The organism is Chitinophaga varians, from assembly GCF_012641275.1.
GTDB classification, from domain to species: domain Bacteria; phylum Bacteroidota; class Bacteroidia; order Chitinophagales; family Chitinophagaceae; genus Chitinophaga; species Chitinophaga varians_A.
The window spans coordinates 1,517,362-1,538,772 of record NZ_JABAIA010000002.1; the positions used below are offsets into that span (position 1 = coordinate 1,517,362).

At 48.4% G+C, this 21,411-nt stretch carries 14 protein-coding genes and 1 tRNA gene; 11 read left to right on the forward strand and 4 right to left on the reverse strand.

Annotation, left to right across the window (positions count from 1 at the left end):
• Positions 1–121 precede the first annotated feature (121 nt).
• A complete protein-coding gene (locus tag HGH92_RS20770) occupies positions 122–2,518 on the forward strand; it encodes an ABC transporter permease (RefSeq protein WP_168872664.1) in 2,397 nt (798 codons plus the stop codon).
• On the opposite strand, the gene ygiD is transcribed toward HGH92_RS20770, so the two are convergent.
• From ygiD to msrA, 4 genes are all read right to left on the reverse strand, one after another.
• Entirely contained in the window at positions 2,519–3,343 is an 825-nt protein-coding gene (gene ygiD / locus HGH92_RS20775) for a 4,5-DOPA dioxygenase extradiol (protein ID WP_168872665.1), read from the reverse strand.
• 81 nt (positions 3,344–3,424) lie between these two features.
• The gene (locus HGH92_RS20780; RefSeq protein ID WP_168872666.1) at positions 3,425–3,832 is read right to left on the reverse strand and encodes an Rrf2 family transcriptional regulator; all 408 of its coding nucleotides are present in this window, start codon (positions 3,830–3,832) and stop codon (positions 3,425–3,427) included.
• A gap of 70 nt (positions 3,833–3,902) precedes the next feature.
• Positions 3,903–4,328 (reverse strand): hypothetical protein, encoded by a 426-nt coding sequence (locus HGH92_RS20785; RefSeq protein ID WP_168872667.1) that lies wholly within the window; start codon positions 4,326–4,328, stop codon positions 3,903–3,905.
• A gap of 337 nt (positions 4,329–4,665) precedes the next feature.
• Complete coding sequence (gene msrA, locus HGH92_RS20790) at positions 4,666–5,310, reverse strand: peptide-methionine (S)-S-oxide reductase MsrA (RefSeq protein WP_168872668.1); 645 nt, start codon at positions 5,308–5,310, stop codon at positions 4,666–4,668.
• A gap of 459 nt (positions 5,311–5,769) precedes the next feature.
• On the opposite strand from msrA, the gene HGH92_RS20795 reads away from it, so the two are divergent.
• The 10 genes from HGH92_RS20795 (at position 5,770) to HGH92_RS20840 (ending at position 21,408) form a co-directional block, all read left to right on the forward strand.
• The gene (locus HGH92_RS20795; protein ID WP_168872669.1) at positions 5,770–7,890 is read left to right on the forward strand and encodes an endonuclease MutS2; all 2,121 of its coding nucleotides are present in this window, start codon (positions 5,770–5,772) and stop codon (positions 7,888–7,890) included.
• 22 nt (positions 7,891–7,912) lie between these two features.
• Positions 7,913–8,800 (forward strand): helix-turn-helix domain-containing protein, encoded by an 888-nt coding sequence (locus HGH92_RS20800; protein ID WP_168872670.1) that lies wholly within the window; start codon positions 7,913–7,915, stop codon positions 8,798–8,800.
• 350 nt (positions 8,801–9,150) lie between these two features.
• Positions 9,151–10,326: an efflux RND transporter periplasmic adaptor subunit gene (locus tag HGH92_RS20805; protein ID WP_168872671.1), complete on the forward strand. Its 1,176-nt coding sequence runs from the start codon at positions 9,151–9,153 to the stop codon at positions 10,324–10,326.
• 114 nt (positions 10,327–10,440) lie between these two features.
• Positions 10,441–13,641 carry an efflux RND transporter permease subunit gene (locus HGH92_RS20810; protein ID WP_168872672.1) on the forward strand — a complete coding sequence of 1,067 codons (3,201 nt, stop codon included), beginning with the start codon at positions 10,441–10,443 and terminating at the stop codon, positions 13,639–13,641.
• A gap of 75 nt (positions 13,642–13,716) precedes the next feature.
• Positions 13,717–15,096, forward strand: coding sequence for an efflux transporter outer membrane subunit (locus HGH92_RS20815; RefSeq protein WP_247654989.1), 1,380 nt, complete (start codon positions 13,717–13,719; stop codon positions 15,094–15,096).
• A 241-nt stretch (positions 15,097–15,337) separates the two neighbouring features.
• Entirely contained in the window at positions 15,338–16,264 is a 927-nt protein-coding gene (locus tag HGH92_RS20820) for an NAD(P)H-binding protein (RefSeq protein WP_168872674.1), read from the forward strand.
• A 125-nt stretch (positions 16,265–16,389) separates the two neighbouring features.
• Positions 16,390–16,474 (forward strand) — tRNA-Ser (locus tag HGH92_RS20825).
• 148 nt (positions 16,475–16,622) lie between these two features.
• Positions 16,623–17,414, forward strand: a complete 792-nt coding sequence (locus HGH92_RS20830; protein WP_168872675.1) for a helix-turn-helix domain-containing protein — start codon at positions 16,623–16,625, stop codon at positions 17,412–17,414.
• Positions 17,415–17,478: 64 nt separating this feature from the next.
• A complete protein-coding gene (locus HGH92_RS20835; RefSeq protein ID WP_168872676.1) occupies positions 17,479–18,447 on the forward strand; it encodes a nitrilase family protein in 969 nt (322 codons plus the stop codon).
• 192 nt (positions 18,448–18,639) lie between these two features.
• Positions 18,640–21,408 (forward strand): AAA domain-containing protein, encoded by a 2,769-nt coding sequence (locus HGH92_RS20840; RefSeq protein WP_168872677.1) that lies wholly within the window; start codon positions 18,640–18,642, stop codon positions 21,406–21,408.
• The last annotated feature ends 3 nt before the right edge of the window (positions 21,409–21,411 follow it).

The window sequence follows — 21,411 nt, forward strand, 5'->3', positions numbered from 1 at the left end:
TATATTTTCCATTATACATATGTCCTTTCTTTTTATAGGCAGGACTGCGTGGCATGTTTTTGAGAGCCTTGGCCGTGTGAAGCCGGAGTAGCGGGAGATGTTCACCCTAAACTGTAACCACATGTTCAGGAATTATCTGCTGATAGCGTGGCGTAATCTGTCCAGGTACAAGTATTACACGCTGATCAATATTGCCGGGCTGGCCATTGGTATGGCTACCTGCTGGCTGTTGCTCTTATATGTACTGGGAGAAACCAGCTATGAAAACTTTTTCCCCAATAAGGACCGTGTATATCGTACTGTGAACGATGCCTCCTGGGCCGGCGGCCGGCTCAATGTTGCCACCACATCGGCTCCTTTTGCGCCACTGTTAAAAAGAGACTATCCGGAAATAGAAGAGATCACGCGGGTATTGACCGATGGCGGCAGCCTGTTGGAATATAACGGGAAAAAAATGCAGGTGGAAGACATCTATTTTGTGGACAGCACCTTTTTGAAAGTGCTGCCTTTTCCGCTGCTGGAGGGCGATGCGGCTACCTGTCTCACTCAGCCCAATGGTCTGTTGCTTACCCGCTCTCTGGCGAAGAAAATATTCGGCGACCCGGCATCGGCCATGGGAAAAATAGTGCACACGGAAGACAGTGCCGCTGTGTTCCAGGTGACCGGCATCCTGGAAGATGTGCCTTCCAATACACATTTTTCATTCAGCGCCTTACGGGTACTGCCGGCTAATTACAATGCGGACGGCTGGCAGAATTTCGACGTATATACGTACCTGTTACTGCGTAAAGGCGCGGCTGCCAAAGCGCTGGAAGCCAAGCTGCCGCAGTTTGGCGACCGATATGTAAAACCTCATATGGGAGAGGTGCAGTATCAGATGACACTACAGCCATTGACTTCCATTCACCTGCATTCCCACCTGGCATATGAAATAGGGTCGAATGGCAATGTGCTTTACGTATATGTGTTCCTGTTTGTAGGATTGCTGATTTTGGTCATTGCCTGTATTAACTATATGAACCTCGCCACCGCCCGTGCTACGGGCCGCGTGAAGGAAATAGGTGTGCGTAAAACGATGGGATCTGGCAGGGAGGAAATTGCGCGCATGTTCCTGGCCGAATCATTTCTGCTGACCCTGATATCCGCCGTGGTAGCCTTCGGTCTGGTCGTAGTGGCGTTACCGTATTTCAATGAATTTGCGCATCGCCAGTTAGTGTTATGGCAGTTTGGCGTAGCGCGTACCATCGGCGCTATATTGTTACTGGTGGCTTTCACGGGATTAATGGCCGGTATTTATCCGGCGGTGTTTATGTCTGGTTTCCGGGTCATCAGCGCGCTGAAAGGGCGGTTGAGCGGCAGCAGCCATGCCGGCTTCCGGAAAGGGCTGGTCACTTTTCAGTTTATGATCGCCATTGTGCTTACCGCCAGCACGCTGGTAGCGTATGACCAGCTGCAATATGTGATGCACACCAACCTGGGTTTCAACAGGGAGCAGTTGCTTTCTTTCCATATCAGTGATGTGCAGGCACGGAAGAATATTCCTGCCATGAAACAGCAGCTGTTGAGTAATCCGCTGGTACGGGAAGTATCGGCGGTCAGCAATCCTATCGGGCGCAATGACCTGGGCACGAGTGGCTACTTTGTAGAACAGGATGGCAGTATTTCGGAATCATCCATATTAGCGCAGGGCCTCATGGTGGACGCTGGTTTTTTGAAGACGATGGGCATCACCTTGCAGCAGGGCCGCAATTTCTCCGATACCGGCAATGCCGACCGTTATCATGCTGTGCTGGTAAATGAGACGCTGGTGAAGAATTTTCAGTTGAAAGACCCGTTAGGCAAGCGGATACAGTTCAAAATAGATAACAAGGGCACCCGGGCGGGACGTGTGATCACCGGTGTGGTAAGGGATTTTCATACCTATTCGCTGCAGCACAAGATAGCGCCGCTGGTGATGCAGATGGCGCCTTTCCCGGAAATGGAAGATAATATGTACGTGCGCGTTAGTCCGCAGAACATCCCGGCAGCCCTGGCCTACATAGAAAAAGTGTACCAGCGTTTCGATGCGGCGCATCCGTTCAGCTACCAGTTCCTCGATGATAACTTTGCGAAGCAGTATGCCGGAGAGCAGCAACAGGAGCAGATATTTCTGCTGTTTACCGTGCTGGCGCTGTTTATTGCCTGTCTTGGTTTGTTTGGGCTGGCCGCGTTTATGGCGGTGCAGCGCACGCGTGAAATTGGTGTGCGCAAAACACTGGGCGCTTCTGCCGGCAGTATTGTAAAGATGCTGTCGCAGGATTTCCTTCGGCTGGTGTTGATAGCGGCCGTACTGGCGTTCCCGTTATCCTGGTGGATCATGGACCGGTGGTTGCAGAGCTTTGCCTATCGTACCGGTATCAGCATATGGGTGTTTGTGCTGACGAGTGTAGGCGTTACCGTAATAGCGTTGCTGGCTGTCAGTTATCATGCCCTGCGTGCAGCGATGGCCAATCCGGTGAAGAGCTTGCGGGCCGACTGATTACGCCGTCCGGAAGCAGCGCATGCTGATACTGCCGTTCTGAATTTCTTCGTAGGTAAATTGAATTTCTTCGTTTTTATTGACCAGCCCGAGGGTGTACAGCATCGGCAGGTAGTGGTCATTTGTGGGTATAGACAGCTGTGCGGCTGTTCCCAGTGTGTGATAGTTGACCAGGTCGGTGAATGCCTTTTGTTCCAGTTTTTCTTTCACGAGATGATCAAAGGAGATGGCCCAGTCAAATGGTTTGGCATTGTTGGAGAACACCACCTGGCGCAGGTTGTGAACGATATTGCCGCTGCCCATGATAAGCACCCCTTTATGGCGGAGCGCTTGCAGTTCAGCTGCCAGCTTAAAGTGATATTCCGGTGGCTGGTGATAGTCGATGCTCAGCTGGTATACCGGAACGTCTGCCAGGGGGTACATGTGTCTGAGCACTGTCCATGCGCCGTGATCGAGGCCCCAGTGGTCATCTTCCATCACTTTGGCGGAAGTGATCAGGTCTTTTGTTTCGCGGGCCAGGGTGGGGGCGCCGGGCGCAGGATATTGCACCTGGTAGAGTGCTTCGGGGAAGCCGCCGAAATCATGGATGGTTTCTGGTTGCGGCGCCACCAGCACGTGTGTGCCTTTGGTCAGCCAATGCGCGGAGATGACCAGGATAGCGCGGGGCTTGTCCGGTATTTGTTGGCCCATCTGTGTGAGCGCGCGGGTAAAAGCATTGTCGCTGATGCCGTTCATCGGGTTACCGTGACCGATAAACATTACCGGCATTGCTTTCTCAGCGGTTTTCAGGTCGCTGGTAATATGATGAAAACCCTGTAAATCCATTTGGTTATTTAGTTATTGGGTTATTTAGTAGATGCTTTTAGTCAGCCGTGTTAGTCTACGGACGCCAGATAAAATTAAATATCAAAATTTATCGGCGAAGTCAGCCAACGTCATGTTCTCCAGTTTCCGTAGCAGGGCGCCTTCTATGTCTTTATACAAATCATCCAGATGCTGATTGATCTGTTTGCCCACTGCGCAATCGGGATTAGGATGGTTACGGCTGTTGCCCAGCAGGGAAGTTTGCTGTACAGCATGGTACACATCTGAGAGCAGGATGGCAGTAGCCGGTTTGGCGAGTGTGGCGCCCCCGTTTTTGCCTTCCTTGCTTTCTATCATGCCATGGTTACGCAGGTTGCTGATTTCCTTTCTGACCAACACCGGATTGATATTGATACTCCCGGCAATGTAATCGGACGACAATAATGTCCCGTTTTCCTTCGCCAGGAGCGTCAGTATATGTAACGATATCGGAAAGCGGGCATTATTCATTCTGTAATTCTATTTATTACAGTACAAAGGTACGCCAAACGCCGGGAACGGAAAAATTTATCCTGATGGGCTAGCGGTGGGTATAGAAATAGATGATGCTGGCGATAATCAACAGAATGATAATCAAGGCAATAACACATCCGTTGCGGCTGGGCTTTTTCACGGCGCTGGTTAGTCCGCGGGCCTGCAGGAGAGACTCCATGGTATCTTTAGCCTGTTGAAGGGTGGTTTTGGTGTCCGGTAATTTGTTGACCTCGGTATAATAGTATTTGATGCCATGAAGCTTTCCGCTGTTAAGGCTTATCTGGATTGCTTTTTCGGCGATGGTGCGTACGGCAGTGGTGGTTTTACCGTGGGGCTTGTCATGTTCAGGTGTAATCACCCGCTGGCAGCTGTGGCAGATGACCATTACGTTAAATGGATCTTTTTCGGGAACAGTGCGAATCAGCTCTTTGCTGCCGCAGTAGGGGCAGATAGTTGGTGGAATTGCTGTCATTAATAGTTTTTAGGATTCCCTTAAAATAAACAAAAAATACGAATTATAGGGTATGTGACGCAGAAATCCCAGGGCTGAAGCCCTGGGCTACGATCAGATTCAGGTTCTTTTAATGAAGTATTTTGCCGGTTACGCCATAGGCATTCCAGTCCTTGGTTTGGCGGACGATTTTCATTTGCATGGGGAATGCCCTGGAATCTTCACCTGCCCACAGTTCATTTTCCTGAAGTCCTGACCTGGGTCGGTAACCCATAAACAATAGGCTTGTTAATGAGAAAGGACTTGATTCAGAACGTAGCCCAGGGCTTCAGCCCTGGGACATCTGGCATTTTACGGACTATTGCTTTTTCAAATGGTCTTTAAACACCTTTTTGAATTTCTCCAGTTTAGGTTTGATCACGAACGTGCAGTAGGGCTGTCGTCCGTTCTGGTTATAATAATCCTGGTGATAATCTTCCGCTTTATAGAAAGTGGTCAGCGGGGCGATTTCTGTCACGATAGGTTTATCATATGCGCCGGCGTCCTGTAGCTTTTTCTTATAGAACTCAGCTTTTTCCTTTTGTTCGGGCGTATGATAGAAGATAACGGAGCGGTATTGGGTGCCTACATCGTTGCCCTGGCGGTTAAGCTGGGTGGGATCGTGGCTTTCCCAAAAGGCCTGAAGCAGTTCATCGTAGCTGATTTTGGCCGGGTCGTAGGTGACCTGGATAACTTCAGCGTGGCCGGTATTGCCTTCACAGACCTGTTCGTAGGTGGGATTGGCTACTGTGCCGCCGGCATAGCCGGATTCCACTTTCAGTACCCCGTCGAGGTATTGAAACTGGGCTTCTGTACACCAAAAGCAACCGCCTCCGAATGTGGCTTTTTCTACATGTGTGTTATTGGGTATTTCCATATCTCCGGGAACTTTTTCTTTTTTGTTCTGCGCGCAGGCGAATAAGGCCAATGTTACGAAAAAGATGAATATTGAGTATTTTCGCATAAAATATTTATTTAAAAATGCTGTCTTTTTAATATATGTAAAATACAGCACTGTAGCGGTATTTCAGGGTGTTTTATTATTTTTGCATCCCCTGTGTCAATAATAATTTACGTAAAAAATGATGCAGGTTAGGCGACAAGTTAGTAACTTTAACATTCTTTTTTAGCCAGAAGGAACCCGGCAAGGGCCTGAAAGCCCTCAAAAAAGTAGTCAGCAGCAGCAGCAATATAGATAGAAACACCGGGTAACCGGATACTATTGATAGTACAATGACAAAGCCGATGAGAAAGAATTAATTATTTTCCCAGCATACTTCTTCCCAGGCAGCTACAGCGCTTAGTGTAGCAGCATATATGTTTATTTACTGGCTCCGGCGTAAAGCCGCAGCGCATTTCATTTTAACCGGCAGCATACTTCTGTTGTTGTAAGTTTATGCCGTTCAACTAAATATATTATCACTTGAAATATTTTCCTGAGTCTGCGTTGGTGCAGTTGGAATTCGATAAAATACAGGCTTTGCTCCAGGACCACTGTAAAACGGAACTGGGTACGCAAATGGCTATTGATCTTCGTTTGCACACGCATATAGACTACGTAAAAGCCGCTCTGCAACAGGCACATGAATATAAACAACTGATCCTGTTGCAGGAGCATTTCCCCAATGATCACGTCCTGAACCTGCATACCGAGTTGCGGTTGCTGTCCATCCAGGGCGCCGTACTTACCGGTGATCAGGCCATGTCCATCCGTAAACTGGCGGAAAGCATGCATAGCATCGTCCGGTTTTTTGACCACGACCGCCGTATCCAGTATGGAGGTCTGTATGATGTGATCAAGGACACTTATTATGAGAAAAAGATCACGGCACTCATTGATGAAGTGTTGGACGAAACCGGGCAGGTACGCGATAACGCTTCCCCTGAACTGGCCAAGATCCGTATCTCCCTGTTCCGTAAGAGAACAGAACTGCGCCGCGTATTTGAGCGCATCCTCCAGAAGCTGCAGAAGTTGAACTACCTGGCCGACCAGGAAGAGGCGTTCCTCAACGGCAGAAGGGTGGTGGCCATCTACGCCGAAAACAAACGGATGATCAAAGGTATCATCCATGGCGAATCTGATACCCGTAAAACCGCTTTCCTCGAGCCGGAAGAAACGATCGAACTGAATAATGATATCCAGTCGCTCGAAAGAGAGGAAGGCAGGGAAGTATACCGCATCCTGAAGGCGCTGACCGGCTCCCTGAGCGGTTATAGTGAGCTGCTGAACGGCTATCACCAGATACTGGGCACCTACGACTTTATCCGGGCGAAAGCGAAACTGGCGCTGGACATGGACGGAAATTACCCGTCGCTGGTGCCGCATGCGCAACTGCACCTGGTACAGGCTTACCATCCGCTGTTATTGTTATATAACCGCAAAAACAGCAAGCCTACTGTGCCGGTAAGCATCAGTCTGGATAAAGACGCGCACATACTGGTGATCAGCGGTCCCAATGCCGGCGGTAAAACGGTGACGCTTAAAACCATTGGCCTGATACAGCTCATGCTGCAGTCCGGCCTGTTGGTACCGGTGCATCCGTCTTCCCAGCTGGGCATTTTCAAGCAGTTGATGATCCATATCGGGGATACCCAGTCGCTGGAATTTGAACTGAGTACCTACAGCTCCCACCTGAAGAACATGAAGTATTTTATGGAGACTGCCAACGGCAGGACCCTGTTCTTCATCGACGAGCTGGGTAGCGGCTCTGACCCTAACCTGGGCGGTGCCTTTGCTGAGGTGATCATGGAGGAACTGGCCAAGAAACACGCTTTTGGCGTGGTGACCACCCACTACCTCAACCTGAAAGTGATGGCCAACAAAGTAAAAGGCATCATCAACGGGGCGATGGGATTCAATGAACAGACCCTGATGCCCATGTATAAACTGATGGTCGGTAAGCCCGGCAGTTCTTATACTTTCTCAATCGCTGAGAGGATTGGCCTGAACCCGGCACTGATTGCCCGCGCCAAAAAACTGGTGGATGAAGGTCATTTCCAGTTGGATAAACTGCTGAACAAAGCAGAACAGGACCTTCAGAAAGTAGAAAGCAAAGAAAAGGAGTTGCAGAAGCTGGTCAAAGAAAATGAAAAGCTGAAGCGTGAATACGAAGCCCTGTCAGATAAAGAGCGAAAGCATCAGCAGATCACCTTCCTGAAGCTGCAAAACCAGATCAAGGAAACGGACCTGGCTTACCTGAAAGACATGGAACGCAAGCTGAAGCAGATCGTGGTGGAATGGAAGCGTGCCGGCGACAGCAACGATAAAGAGAAAGTGATGAAACAGGCAGAGATACTGCTGTTCCGTCGCAGGGAAAAACAGATCAATGAAAAGCACAACAAAAAAGTGCAGGACAAATTTGAAGAGGTAGGCCGCGACGTACAGGTGGGTGACCAGGTGAAAATCCTGACTAACCGCCAGGTGGGCCGCCTGATAGAAATCCGGGACAAACGCGGTATTGTACAGCTGGGGAATATTCCGATCAACGTCAAGTTGAGCGACCTGGTGGTAGTACAGGAAAAGCCGAAGGAGCCCGTTGACTGATCACTTCAAAAACCGTATCAAAATGGAAGTTACAAAAGCAGGAAAGATAGCAGATATACCCATGTACCGTCTTGAAGACTGTGTGAACGGCATGCCGTTTTTTATCGGCAAGATAGATGGCTGTGATGAAGAGGAGGTGGAGCATTGGGGCACGCCGCACCGTCACAACGGTTTCAGTATCGATATACTGCTGAAAGGAACTATCCGGCAGGCAATTGACTTTAAACAATACGAGGTGACTGCACCCGCCATCATGCTGATGGAACCTGATCAGGTCCATCAGCATGCGATGGGGGATGATGTGGAGTTGATTAATATATCTTTTACACCGGATTTTCTTGTTCCGGAAATGCAGGGTGTGATCAGCTGCTGGCATTGTATCTTTAATTCCGGTATGGTGCCGCTGACGCAGGAGCAGCTGGAGGAGCTGATGGTGTATGCCCGGTTGCTGAAGAAGGAATATGAAAGCGACAAGGCACGTAAGGAAGCGGTGCTCCGCAACCTGCTGAATGCGATGGTGATCACCATTGGCCGTATTTCCGAGCCCTCCAATGCATGGCTGAACGGAGAAAACTCCCAATACAACATGGCGCGCCAGTTTAAAGTACTGGTAGACCAGCATTTCCATGAGAAGACACAGGTGTCTGATTATGCCGAGATGTTGTTTGTAACGCCCGGACATTTAAATGACACAGTGAAAAGCCTGCTGGGCAGAAATGCCAAATATGTGATCGATGAGAAGAGGACGATGGAGGCCAAACGGTTATTGTACTGGGGAGAACACTCCGTAAAACAGATTGCGGCCCGCCTGAATTTCGAGGATGACGCCTACTTTAACCGCTTTTTCAAAAAACATACGGGACTTACGCCGGCCTCGTTCCAGAAGACGACCCGTGAAAAGTACAATTAAACCCGTAATAATTTAAACGTCCGTTAACATTATTATACTACTTTTGCATCGTTGTCAATAAGAAATGATGTTGCCCGTGCATCATTTAAAAAATTTGAAAACCATGGATATTCATTAGCAGTTCAACTGCAATGCCCTTTCTTTTTATTTTTTATTTACAGAAGTAACATTTTGTTGCGTGCTTACGTATAACCAGCTGTGACGTTATGCGTGGCCCGAAGCCGCAACGTTGACTGCCTGTACTTTCCTCTTGAATGCTGTTTGCTAAAACTGCTGCTGTGAAGCAATGTGAGTTGTATTGTCTTCGTAGCGGAGAGGAAAAAAATTGTCGTATGATTAAAAAAACAAGTATGAAACCAAAAAGATCCGTTTTTGCAAACTTGCCGGCAGGCTTACTCTATAGTGTCGTAATTCTTTCCCTGTTGTCTGGCTGCGGCGCTTCAGAGGCGCACATGGAAGGACAGCAGGCGGCAGCTTTACCGGTATTAAAACTGAACGCAGTACCTGCCACTACTTACCGCGAATACAGCGCAACGCTGGAAGGCCGTACCAATGTGGACATTCGTCCGCAGGTGGAAGGTATACTTGATAAGATTTATGTAGACGAAGGCGCTTTCGTGAAAGCCGGTCAGCCGTTATTTAAAATCAATGACCGCGTGTACACGGAAGTACAAAGCAATGCGAACGCCACACTGCTGGCCGCCAAAGCTAACCTGGAAAAAGCACAGCTGGAAGTGGACCGTCTCACGCCGCTGGTAAAAAACAATGTCGTAGGCGAAGTGCAGCTGAAAACTGCGCAGGCCAACTATCAGGCGGCCAAAGCATCGGTAGCGCAGGCACAGGCCCAGCTGGGCAGTGCAGGCATCAACGTAGGCTACACGCTGATCACAGCGCCTGTTAGCGGTTATATCGGCAGAATCCCTTATAAAGTGGGCGCGCTGGTAGGCCGTGCAGAACCGCAGCCGCTGACAGTACTGTCTGACGTAAACCAGATGTACGCTTACTTTTCCATGAGCGAAGGCGACTTCCTGAAATTTAAAAACGAAACCGCCGGCGGCAGCCTTGCTGACAAGGTAAAACAACTGCCGCAGGTAGAGCTGAAACTGGCTGATAATTCCATCTACAGTGAAAAAGGAAAAATAGAAACCATGGAAGGTCAGTTTGACAAGACCATGGGCGCTATCAGCTTCCGCGCCACTTTCCCTAACGGAGCAGGACTGCTGCGTACCGGCAACACCGGTAAGATCCGCATCCCTGAACAATTCTCCGATGCCGTGGTGATTCCTACAGAAGCTACTTATGAGCTGCAGGACAAAGTGATGGTGTTTGTAGTCGCTGACAGCAACAAAGTGACAGGTGTTCCCATTACTATATCCGGTAAAAGCGGTAACTACTATTTTGTGGAGAAAGGTGTGAAGTCCGGTCAACGGATCGTTTACTCCGGCCTGGACCGTCTGCATGACGGCACTGTGATCGCTCCGCAACAGATGTCACTTGACAGCTTACTGAAAGTAAGACCGCTCTAATGTTTCATGATGCATCCGTAAAGCGGAGTGCCAGCCATTAATGGCGTTGCGCTTTGCGGATAACCCTCATTCCCGTCGTCCATTTTCGGATGATGCTTAAATACTATTGACATTATGTTTAGAAAATTCATAGAACGGCCAGTATTGGCTACCGTTATATCCATCCTCCTGGTTCTGCTGGGGATACTGGGGCTGCTCACCCTTCCGATGAGCCAGTTCCCGGACATTGCGCCGCCCAGCGTAGCCGTAACGGCCTCCTATCCCGGAGCCAACTCCGAAGTGGTGGCCCGTTCCGTGGCCACGCCTATTGAAGAGGCGGTGAACGGGGTGGAGAACATGACTTACATGACTTCCCAATCCAACAACGATGGTTCCATGACGCTCAACGTTTATTTTCGTTTGGGCACCGATCCGGACCTCGCTGCGGTGAACGTGCAGAACCGCGTGGCCAAAGCCACCAGCCAGCTGCCGGCGGAAGTGATACAGGCAGGTATCAGCACCCAGAAAGTACAGAACAGTATGATCATGGTGGTGAATCTGCAGAGCGACAGACCAGAGTATAATGAGACCTTCCTGCAGAACTATGCGAAGATCAATATCATCCCGGAAATACAGCGTGTAAAAGGGGTTGGTCAGGCGATGGTGTTTGGCGCGAAAGATTACTCTATGCGTATCTGGTTGCGCCCTGACAGGCTGACCGCTTACAACATGTCCCCACAGGAAGTATTGGGCGCTATCCGCGACCAGAACCTGGAAGCAGCCCCCGGCCGTTTCGGTGAAGGCAGCCAGGAATCTTTCGAGTATATCATCAAATACAAAGGTAAACTCAACAAGGACCAGCAATATGAAGACATCATCCTGCGTGCGAACGCCGATGGTTCCGTGCTGCGCCTGAAAGATGTGGCCCGTGTTGAATTTGGTTCATTTACCTATGGTAGTGATACCCGGGTGAACGGTAAATACGGTATCGGTATCGCGATTAACCAGACAGCTGGTTCCAATGCGAATGAGATACAGGAAACGATCAACAAGCTGATGAAAAAAGCGGAGAAATCATTTCCTACCGGTATCGAGTATTTTAATATTTACAGCACCAAAGAGTACCTGGACGAGTCTATCGATCAGGTGAAACATACGCTTGTAGAGGCTTTTATCCTCGTGTTTATCGTGGTGTTCATCTTCCTGCAGGATTTCCGTTCCACCCTGATCCCGGCGATTGCCGTACCGGTGGCCATTATCGGTACCTTCTTCTTTATGAAGCTCTTCGGGTTCTCTATCAACCTGCTGACGTTGTTCGCGCTGATCCTCGCGATCGGTATCGTGGTGGATGACGCCATTGTGGTGGTGGAGGCGGTGCATGCGAAGATGGAGAAAGGGGCTAATCCCCGTATCGCCACGCTATCGTCCATGCAGGAGATATCCGGTGCGATCATTTCCATTACGCTGGTGATGTCTGCCGTGTTTATCCCGGTAGGTTTCATGGAAGGGCCAGCGGGCGTTTTCTACCGGCAGTTTGCCTTTACGCTGGCCATCGCCATCCTGATCTCTGCATTGAACGCGTTGACGCTCAGTCCTGCGCTCTGCGCCCTGATCCTGAAAAACAATCACGGCGGCGGTCATGGAGAAGAACATGGTAAACTGAACGGTCATGCAAAACAACAGCAGAGTTTTGGCAAACGTTTCTTTGCCGCTTTCAATACCGGCTTCAATGCCATGACGGAAAAGTATGCCCGCAGCCTTCAGTTCCTGATTAAACGTAAGTGGCTGACCATTGCAGGATTGCTGATCATCGGTGGAGTGACCTTCTGGATGATGCGTAAAACGCCTACCGGCTTTATTCCTACAGAAGACCAGGGTTTTGCCGTGTTTGTGGTGAATATGCCTCCGGGCTCATCACTGGAGCGTACCCGTCAGGTAGTGGACAAGGTGGAGCATGTTGTAAAAGACCTGGAGTCTACACACGCCTACCTGAGCGTGTCCGGCTTCAACTTCCTCAGCAACTCCAGCAGTGCTACTTCCGGCGTGGGCTTTATCAAACTGAAACCACATGCCGAGCGTGGCAAGATCAAGGATATGAACGCCATCATGGGTATGTTGCAGGGTAAGTTCGCCGCTATCCCCGAAGCGAACATCTTTGCGATCAACATGCCTACCGTACCGGGCTTCAGTAACGTGGCCGGTTTCGAAATGGTATTGCAGGACCGCACTGGTAGCGGATCTCTGGAGAAACTGGGCGGTACCGCTTATGGATTTATTGGTGAGCTGATGAAACGTAAAGAGATTGCTTTTGCGTTCACCACTTTCAACAACGGCCACCCGCAATATGAAATAGAGATCGACGACCGTAAAGCCAAACAGCTGGGTATTCCGGTGAGCGACATTCTGCAGACCATGCAGGTGTATTATGGTAGTATGTTCGCGTCTGACTTCAACCGCTTTGGCAAGTATTACCGTGTGATCGTACAGGCCGATGCCGAACTGCGTAAAGATCCTTCCTCACTGGACGGGGTATACGTAAAAAACCAGTTTGGTGAACAGGTGCCTATCAACACCGTAGTATCACTGAAACGGGTATACGGACCGGAGACAGTTACCCGCAACAACCTGTTCAACGCCGTTACCATCAACGGTCAGGCGAAACCAGGTTATGGTAGTGGTGATGCCATCAGAGCTGTAGAGGAAGTGGCTGCGCAGTATCTGCCGAGAGGTTACACCTACGAATGGGTGGGCATGACCAAAGAAGAGATCAGCGCCGGCAACCAGTCTACCATCATCTTCACCCTGTGTCTGATATTCGTGTACTTCCTGCTGGCGGCACAATACGAAAGTTATATCCTGCCACTGGCGGTGATCCTGTCCATACCGCTGGGTATCTTCGGTGTGTTTGCGTTCATCAACCTGTTTGGTATCGATAACAATATATATGTACAGGTAGGTTTAATCATGTTGATAGGGCTGCTGGCGAAGAACGCCATTCTGATCGTGGAATACGCGGTACAGAGAAGACGCAGTGGCATGGGACTGGTAGCATCCGGTATCCGTGCGGCCCGCCTGCGTCTGCGCCCTATTTTAATGACCTCGTTCGCCTTTATCGCAGGTTTGTTGCCACTGATGCGGGCTACCGGCTCTTCCGCGCTGGGTAACCGTTCCATCAGTACCGGTGCTGCCGGCGGTATGCTTACCGGTGTAGTGTTGGGCGTATTTGCCATCCCGGTATTGTATGTGATATTCCAGTTCCTGCAGGAGAAAATCAGCCGCAAACCTATTGTGACTGAAGAAGAGAAAAAAGCAGAGATAGCCGAACTGGTACACTAACAGTCAACAGATCTATTACCAGAAACAGAAAAAAGACAGATGAATACCAGATATAGCACATTCATAATTTTGTTGTTGTCCTTAGTTGTAGGGTTAGCAGCTTGCCGGGTAGGCCGCAATTACGAGCGGCCCCCGGTGGCGCTGCCCACTCAATTTGGCAACGTAGCGCCTTCCGACAGCAGTATTGCTGAAATGGAATGGAAAAGATTTTTCAGCGACGCCACCCTGCAGCAGTTGATCGACAAAGCCCTTACCGGCAACTACGATCTGCAACTGGCCGTGAAAAGGGTAGAAGCTTCCCAGGCTTATTTGAAACAAGCCAAAGCCGCGTGGCTGCCGGCATTCAATGCCACTGCCACTGCTAATACCAACTTCCCGTCCAAGAACAGTTTTACCGGTATGAACCTGAGTAATTTTAACTTCGGCGATCATATCGAGGACTATAACCTGGGCGTAGGCATGTCCTGGGAGATTGACGTATGGGGTAAAATCCGTCGTCAGCGTGAAGCCGCACAGGCCACCCTGTTACAGTCATACGAAGGACAGCGTGCCGTGCAAACCGGACTGGTAGCCGCTATCGCCAGCAGTTATTTCAACCTGCTGATGCTGGACAACCAGCTGGCCATCGCCAAACGCAACGTAGACCTGAGCGATACCATTGTACAGATGATCCGCCTGCAGAAAACAGCCGGTGAAGTAACTGAACTGGCCGTGCAACAGGCTATCTCCCAGAAGCAGACCGCAGCTTTGCTGGTGCCGCAACTGGAGCAAGGCATTGGCATCCAGGAAAACGCTATCCGCATCCTGACCGGCGAACTGCCTGCACCCATCAGCAGGACCAGTCAGCTGCATGACTTCAAGGTAGCGGATTCCCTGCCTACCGGTATCCCTGCCGGCATGGTAAGCCGCCGTCCGGACGTGAGGGCTGCCGAATTAGGACTGGTAGCCGCCAACGCCCGCGTAGGCGCCGCCCAGGGCAATATGTACCCTTCGCTGAACATTACCGCCAACGGTGGTGTGAACGCTTTCAAAGCCAGCAACTGGTTCACCCTTCCTGCCTCTTTGTTTGGTACTGTGGCGGGCAGTATTACCCAGCCCATCTTCCAGCGCCGTGCCCTGAAAACACAACTGGAAGTGGCCAAAATAGAGCGGGAACAATCAGTGATCTCCTTCCGCCAGGCTACGCTTAACGCCGTAGGCGAAGTAAGCGACGCATTAATCAAGCTGGACAAGCTGAAAACACAGCAGCAGATAGCAGGGGAGCAGGTAGCCACCACCCAGCTGGCCGTACAACAGGCACAGATGCTGTTCCGCAGCGGTATGGCCACTTATCTCGAAGTGATCACCGCCCAGTCACGCGCCCTTCAGGCAGAACTGGGACAGGCAGATGTTGACCGTCAGCGCCTGAGCGCTATGGTAGACCTGTACCGGTCACTCGGTGGCGGATGGAAATAACATCGACCTAAAATAATAACAGACAGGCTATCATCAACAGAAAGGAAATTAATGAAGATAGCATGGCGATAGTGAATAAAAGACGCGAAGAAAGAATTTAAGAATCAACAGCAGAACAAAGCTCAACAGCAAAAAAGTAAGCCAAGATAGAAAGAGGGAGCCCCGTTCGGTTGTATTCCGGACGGGGTTTTTCTTTTGGATTTACCACTGAGGGCAGTTTTGTTACAGTAAAAACAGCAAGATGAAACAGACGATTTTAGGCGCCGGCGGCGCTGTAGGCATAGAAGTGGCCAGGGCGCTCACGGCCTACACACATGACATCCGCCTTGTTGGCAGGAACCCCAAAAAAGTCAATGCCTCCGATGAGGTATTTAAAGCAGATCTCACCAACCGGGACCAGGTCTTCCACGCAGTAGCCGGTAGCGGTATCGTTTACCTCACACTCGGGTTCGAATACAGCACCAGGGTATGGAAAACACAATGGCCCGCACTGATACGCAACGTCATCGATGCCTGCCTCGAACATCAGGCTAAACTGGTGTTCTTCGATAACGCCTACGCCATCGGCGGCAACCATGTGAACCATATTACAGAAGATACCCCTTTCCGGCCGTCCAGCCAGAAAGGGCAGGTCAGGGCGGAAGTCGATGAGATGCTCCTGCAGAGCATCGCGAAGCATCACTTACAGGCACTCATCGCCAGAGCACCGGATATTTTCGGAGATATTAAAGTCAACAGTATATTGATGCACCTGGTATATGACAACCTGGTGAGAGGAGAGAAGGCCGTCTGGCTGTGCAATGCCGACCTTGTTCACAGTATCGGCTATACGCCGGAACTGGCCAAAGGCACCGTCATGCTGGGCAATACCGCTGACGCCTACAACCAGATATGGAACCTGCCCGTAGATCAGCAGCGTATTACGGGGAAAGAGTGGATACAGCTGTTTGCGCAGGCCCTGGACAAAAATGACGCCTTCGACGTACTGCCGGCAGCGTTAGTGAAAGAGCTGGGTGTAGACAACCAGATCATGCACGAGCTCTTCGAGATGTTGTACCAATATGACCGGGACTATTTTTTTGACAGCAGCAAGTTCAACCAGCGATTTAATTATACGCCCATCAGCCATGCACAGGCCGTGCAGGAGACGGTGCGGCGGTTAGCTTAGTTTTTGGACGGATACCAGCGCCAGCCGGCGGCAGCAGGCCCACATGCAGCATTTCCGGCTGGCCGGTATTTTTCCGGAGATTTTTTTTGTTATTTTAAAAGACTTATATACCTTTGCGCTCCACTGGAGAGTTGGCAGAGCGGTCGATTGCGGCAGTCTTGAAAACTGTTGACTGTAACAGGTCCCGGGGTTCGAATCCCTGACTCTCCGCAAGAAGCCTTCAAGTCTTAGGATTTGAAGGCTTTTTTAGTTTAAAGAATTTTTCTTAATTGCTCCTCCTTTACGCTATGGTTTAATAAACCTAAGAAAATACCATACCTTTAAGTTGCGGGGACAATGATTTCCCGAGTGTTTACGAATGCAGGTACCTCCTTCCATAGACCTATCCGGATTTATCAGGCATTATCTTTTCCTGGACATAGCAGAAGATTATAGCCGAAAGCTCCGTTTGTTTTCGGACGGCAGCAGTGGAATCGTACTTAACCCCTGTCAATCTCTTTCCCTTGATTCCTTGCCCCTTCCTGCGGCCTTTTGTTACGGACAGATAACTGAATACAAAGAGATATGCTGTCAGGGTGATGCCCGGTTAATTATTATTGTCTTTCATCCTCATGGCCTCAACCGTCTCCTCAACGTTCCAGCCAGCGAGTTAAATGACAAGATCATCTCTCTCTCCGATCTTTTCCCCGACGTTGGCCTGGCTTTGGAAAGCGCTGTAGATGCTGCGGATAGCCTAAGTGCAACAGTAGATCGTATTGAGTTTTACTTTCGGAAGATCCTCAATACCCATTGTTTCATGGGTGACCCTTTAGTCAATACCGCTCTGAATTTGATCCACAAGCATAGAGGAGTACTTACCGTTCAGCAGCTTACCGGCGGTATCGGTTGCCACTCCCGACAGCTTGAGCGTAAATTCAAAACTGCCATTGGACTAAGTCCCAAACATTTCTGTAACATTGTGCGGACCCTCAGCTTCGTCAAATCGTTGCAAAACGCTGCGCCCAAACCCAGCCTCACCCACGGGGCCTACGATAGCGGATACTATGATCAGGCTCACCTTATCCGGGAATTCAGGAAGATTACAGGACTCACACCATCTCAGTATTTTAAGCATTCCGAACCATTGGCAGTCAATTTCCTTCGGCTGTGATCCGGAAAAAAGAGCTGTCGCGTTTGTACAATTTTTTCCGAATGACTTTGTACAATTTTACGCTATGGAAAAACTTATTATGGCGACCGCTCAATTTGAGCATCGTAGCGGGGACAAGTCCTACAATCTTGACACTATTGAACGCATGACCGCAAGTGCAGCCGCACAAGGCGCAAAAGTCATCGCCTTCCATGAATGTTCCATCACGGGATATACATTTGCAAGCAAGCTTTCCAAAGAGCAAATGCTGGACCTGGCGGAACCGATCCCGGAAGGGCCTTCCATAAGGAGGCTGGCGGCCATTTCTGAAACTTATGGCGTTGTGATTCTTGCCGGTCTCTTTGAAAAAGATGAACAACAGCGCATCTATAAAGCCTATGTATGCGTAGATAAAAATGGGCTTGTTGCCAAATTCAGAAAACTACACCCCTTTATCAATCCCCATATCACTCCCGGGAGTGAGTATTGTGTTTTCGACCTCTTTGGCTGGAAATGCGGCATTTTGATCTGTTACGATAATAATATAATTGAGCACGTAAGGGCAACGCGGTTGTTGGGCGCCGAAATCATCTTTATGCCGCATGCCACCATGTGTACCCCATCACCTCGTCCAGGCGCTGGTTTTGTGGATCTTCGCCTGTGGGAAAACAAAGAGAATGACCCTACTTCCTTGCGCCTGGAATTTGAAGGAATGAAAGGGCGGGACTGGTTAATGAAATGGCTGCCGGCAAGAGCCTATGATAATGCTGTTTATTGTATCTTTTCCAACCCCATCGGTATAGATGACGACCAACTCAGGAACGGCCGGTCTATGGTAATCGATCCTTTTGGAGATATTTTAGCAGAATGTACCGAGCTTGGCGATCAATTTGTTACAGCCACACTCACTCGTGAAAAACTACAGATGGCCGGAGGATATCGTTATATTAAGGCTCGTCGCCCCGAACTTTATCGTGACATTATTGGACAAGAGCATCAGTCGGAACAGAAAGTCGCATGGATGTCTGATGGGGTCCCCTCGTTGCAAAAATAAAGCAGTGCTTTCTGGCATCCCGCTGTTTATTTGCTTTTACTTAACCTTAGAGGCTTTACAATATTTCTCAATAAATGCCAAAAGTCTTCGGATACCTTCCGAAGGCTTTTGGTTATGCGTATGCGTAACGATCGGTTTTGGGTATAAATTAGTAACTTAGAAAGACTATCCTGCATGTAATAAATAAATTCCATGGATCATTCGTTCATTGTGTACCTAAAAAATAAAACATCCCTCAAATTTGAGTACAAAGAAGATGTTGCTACTGTAGAAACTACTGACAAGGGATACCGTATTACATTTATCAACGGAAGAAGCTATAATTATGGAGCTGACAAAGTTCTATATTATCCCCGTTTATCAAGCCGCGCAGAAGTGCGCATATATGAGCATGGCAAATTAAACCGGCGATATAATGCGGTGGATGATTACGGACGTTATTTGATTTTTAGAAATGGAGATAATTGTTCTTATCCGGTTGAAAACAATGGTCATATTGAAATTTGTGATATAAAAAAGAATATTGATAAGACAGTATCGGTAATCAACTACTTTAAAAAAATACTGGAAGGAAGTCATAACATATCCCTGGAGATTCCATCTGAAGAGAGGGATACTAAAAGCTCAAATCAAGTAAGCAATGAAATATTACTAGAAGCTATTGAAGGGATAGATCTGTGGGAATCGAGGTCTGTGCTGTCTGCATACGCAGATGGGTCCAGGCCGCTGCAAAGCACTTCCGGTGAACTGCTGATTTATCCTTTCGGCTGCAATGGAAGCCAAAAAGAGGCGGTGGAGACCGCGCTTAGCAATAGTATAAGCATTATAGAAGGGCCTCCGGGCACCGGAAAAACGCAAACGATCCTGAATATCATAGCTAATCTTATCGTGCAGCATAAAACTGTTGCCATTGTTTCGAATAATAATGCTGCAGTATTTAATGTACAGCAGAAGCTGTCAGCGTTGGGGTATGGAATGTTGGTGGCTCCGCTTGGGAGTAAGGCTAACAAAGCCTCATTCTTTGACCATCTCGAAGAACAAACAGTCCGCCAGGATTTTGAGGTGTCGGAGGAGCGGTTAAAGAGCCTGGCGGATGAAGCTCGCCATCTGGATTCCGTGCTCACTACGTGTTTTCAGTACCGGAATCAACTAGCTTCCTTGAAAACAACATTGTCAGATGCTGAAATGGAATTTAGCCATATAAAAGCAGAACAACCACTCGATCAGCACATCAAAGCTATACTCGATAAGAAATTTCGCCGTAAATCGACTTCAGGAAGGATCTTAAAGTTAAAAGATTTTCTATCAATCATTGGCGTAGAAAACAGGTTGTCTATCATTAATAAGCTAAAGCTTGTGCTGCAATACGGCTTCTTTGACCTGAAGAGCATAAACCGGTACAGGGAAGCACTGCCGGTTTATGTTAATCATAAGTTTTACGAGCTATATATCGCAAAAACAAAAAAAGAAATCCTGTATCTTGAAAAATGGTTGAGATCAAACAACGAAGAGACTAATCTTAATAATTTTGTTAAGGTATCTAAAGAGCTATTCGATGCTGCGTTGTTTAAAAAATACAGCCAGTTAGACAAAGTTGCGTTTACAGTTGAGAATTATCGCCGACAGTTTGATGCCTTCACTGCACGTTATCCTGTAATACTGAGTTCCACACTTTCATTGCACACGAGCATTCCGAAAGGGCACCTTTTTGATTATCTGATTATTGATGAAGCCTCGCAGGTGGATATCATTAAGTCTGGCGTGTGTTTTTCCTGTTGCCGAAATGCGATTGTAGTGGGCGATAGTATGCAATTGACCCATATTGTAGACAAACAGATTAGAGCGGCTGTATCGAAACTGCAAGCGGAATACAATATTTCTCCTGCTTACGACTATGTTGAAAAGAGTATTCTAAACTCACTGAAAAGCCTGTATGAAAATAACATTAAGTCGGTGATGCTGAAGGAACATTACAGATGCCACCCTGTTATTATTGGATTTTGCAACAAGAAGTACTATGGAAACCAGTTGGTTATTATGACTTCCGGGGAGAATCATCCGTTTAGGATTATTGAGACCAACATATCAGGAGGGAGAAAGCATTACAACCAAAGACAGATCGATGAAACGGACTTGTATATTCGTGAGCGTTATACTGAAGACTATAAAAAAGTTGGCGTGGTTGCACCCTACAGAAATCATGCAACCCGGCTGCAAAAGCAACTGCCATCCGGAATAGAGGCCGACACTATCCATAAGTTTCAGGGACGAGAGAAAGAGGTGATTGTATTTAATACGGTAGATGACAAAATAGGAGAATTTATAGATGATCCCAGGCTGATAAATGTGGCGGTATCAAGAGCTGCGAAAGAGTTTATTGTTGTGAAACCAGCGTCTATGGAGCTTCCTCACGGGACAAACATCGGTGATATGATACGCTACATATGTTATCATACTGATCCGGCTGAAACCACTATCCAGGGTCGTATACGTTCCGTCTTTGATCTTTTGTATAAGGAGTATAACCAGGCCTTTGATTCGTTTCTTTCGTCTAATAAGCACATCAAAGGATCTCCCGCAGAGATTATTATTCATAAATTACTTAAGGATAATATATTATTAAACAATGCCCAATTCTCATCTATTGATATGGTGCGGGAATATAAGCTGATAGATCTTATTCGGGATTTTAAGGCATTTTCGGAGGATGAAATCCGCTTTATAAGGCATAATTCAAGGATTGATTTTCTGTTGTATAACAAGATTGATAAAACCCCTGTCCTGGCTATCGAGGTAGACGGAGTGTCGGCTCATGACGACCTGTTACAGTGGGAAAGGGATAAAAAGAAAAATCATATTCTGGAAATAATAGGCCTTCCATTACTTAGGTTGTCAACCGATGGGCATAATGAGGAGGCAAGAATTATTGAAAAATTAAATGCTGCCATGGCGTTAGGCTGATGC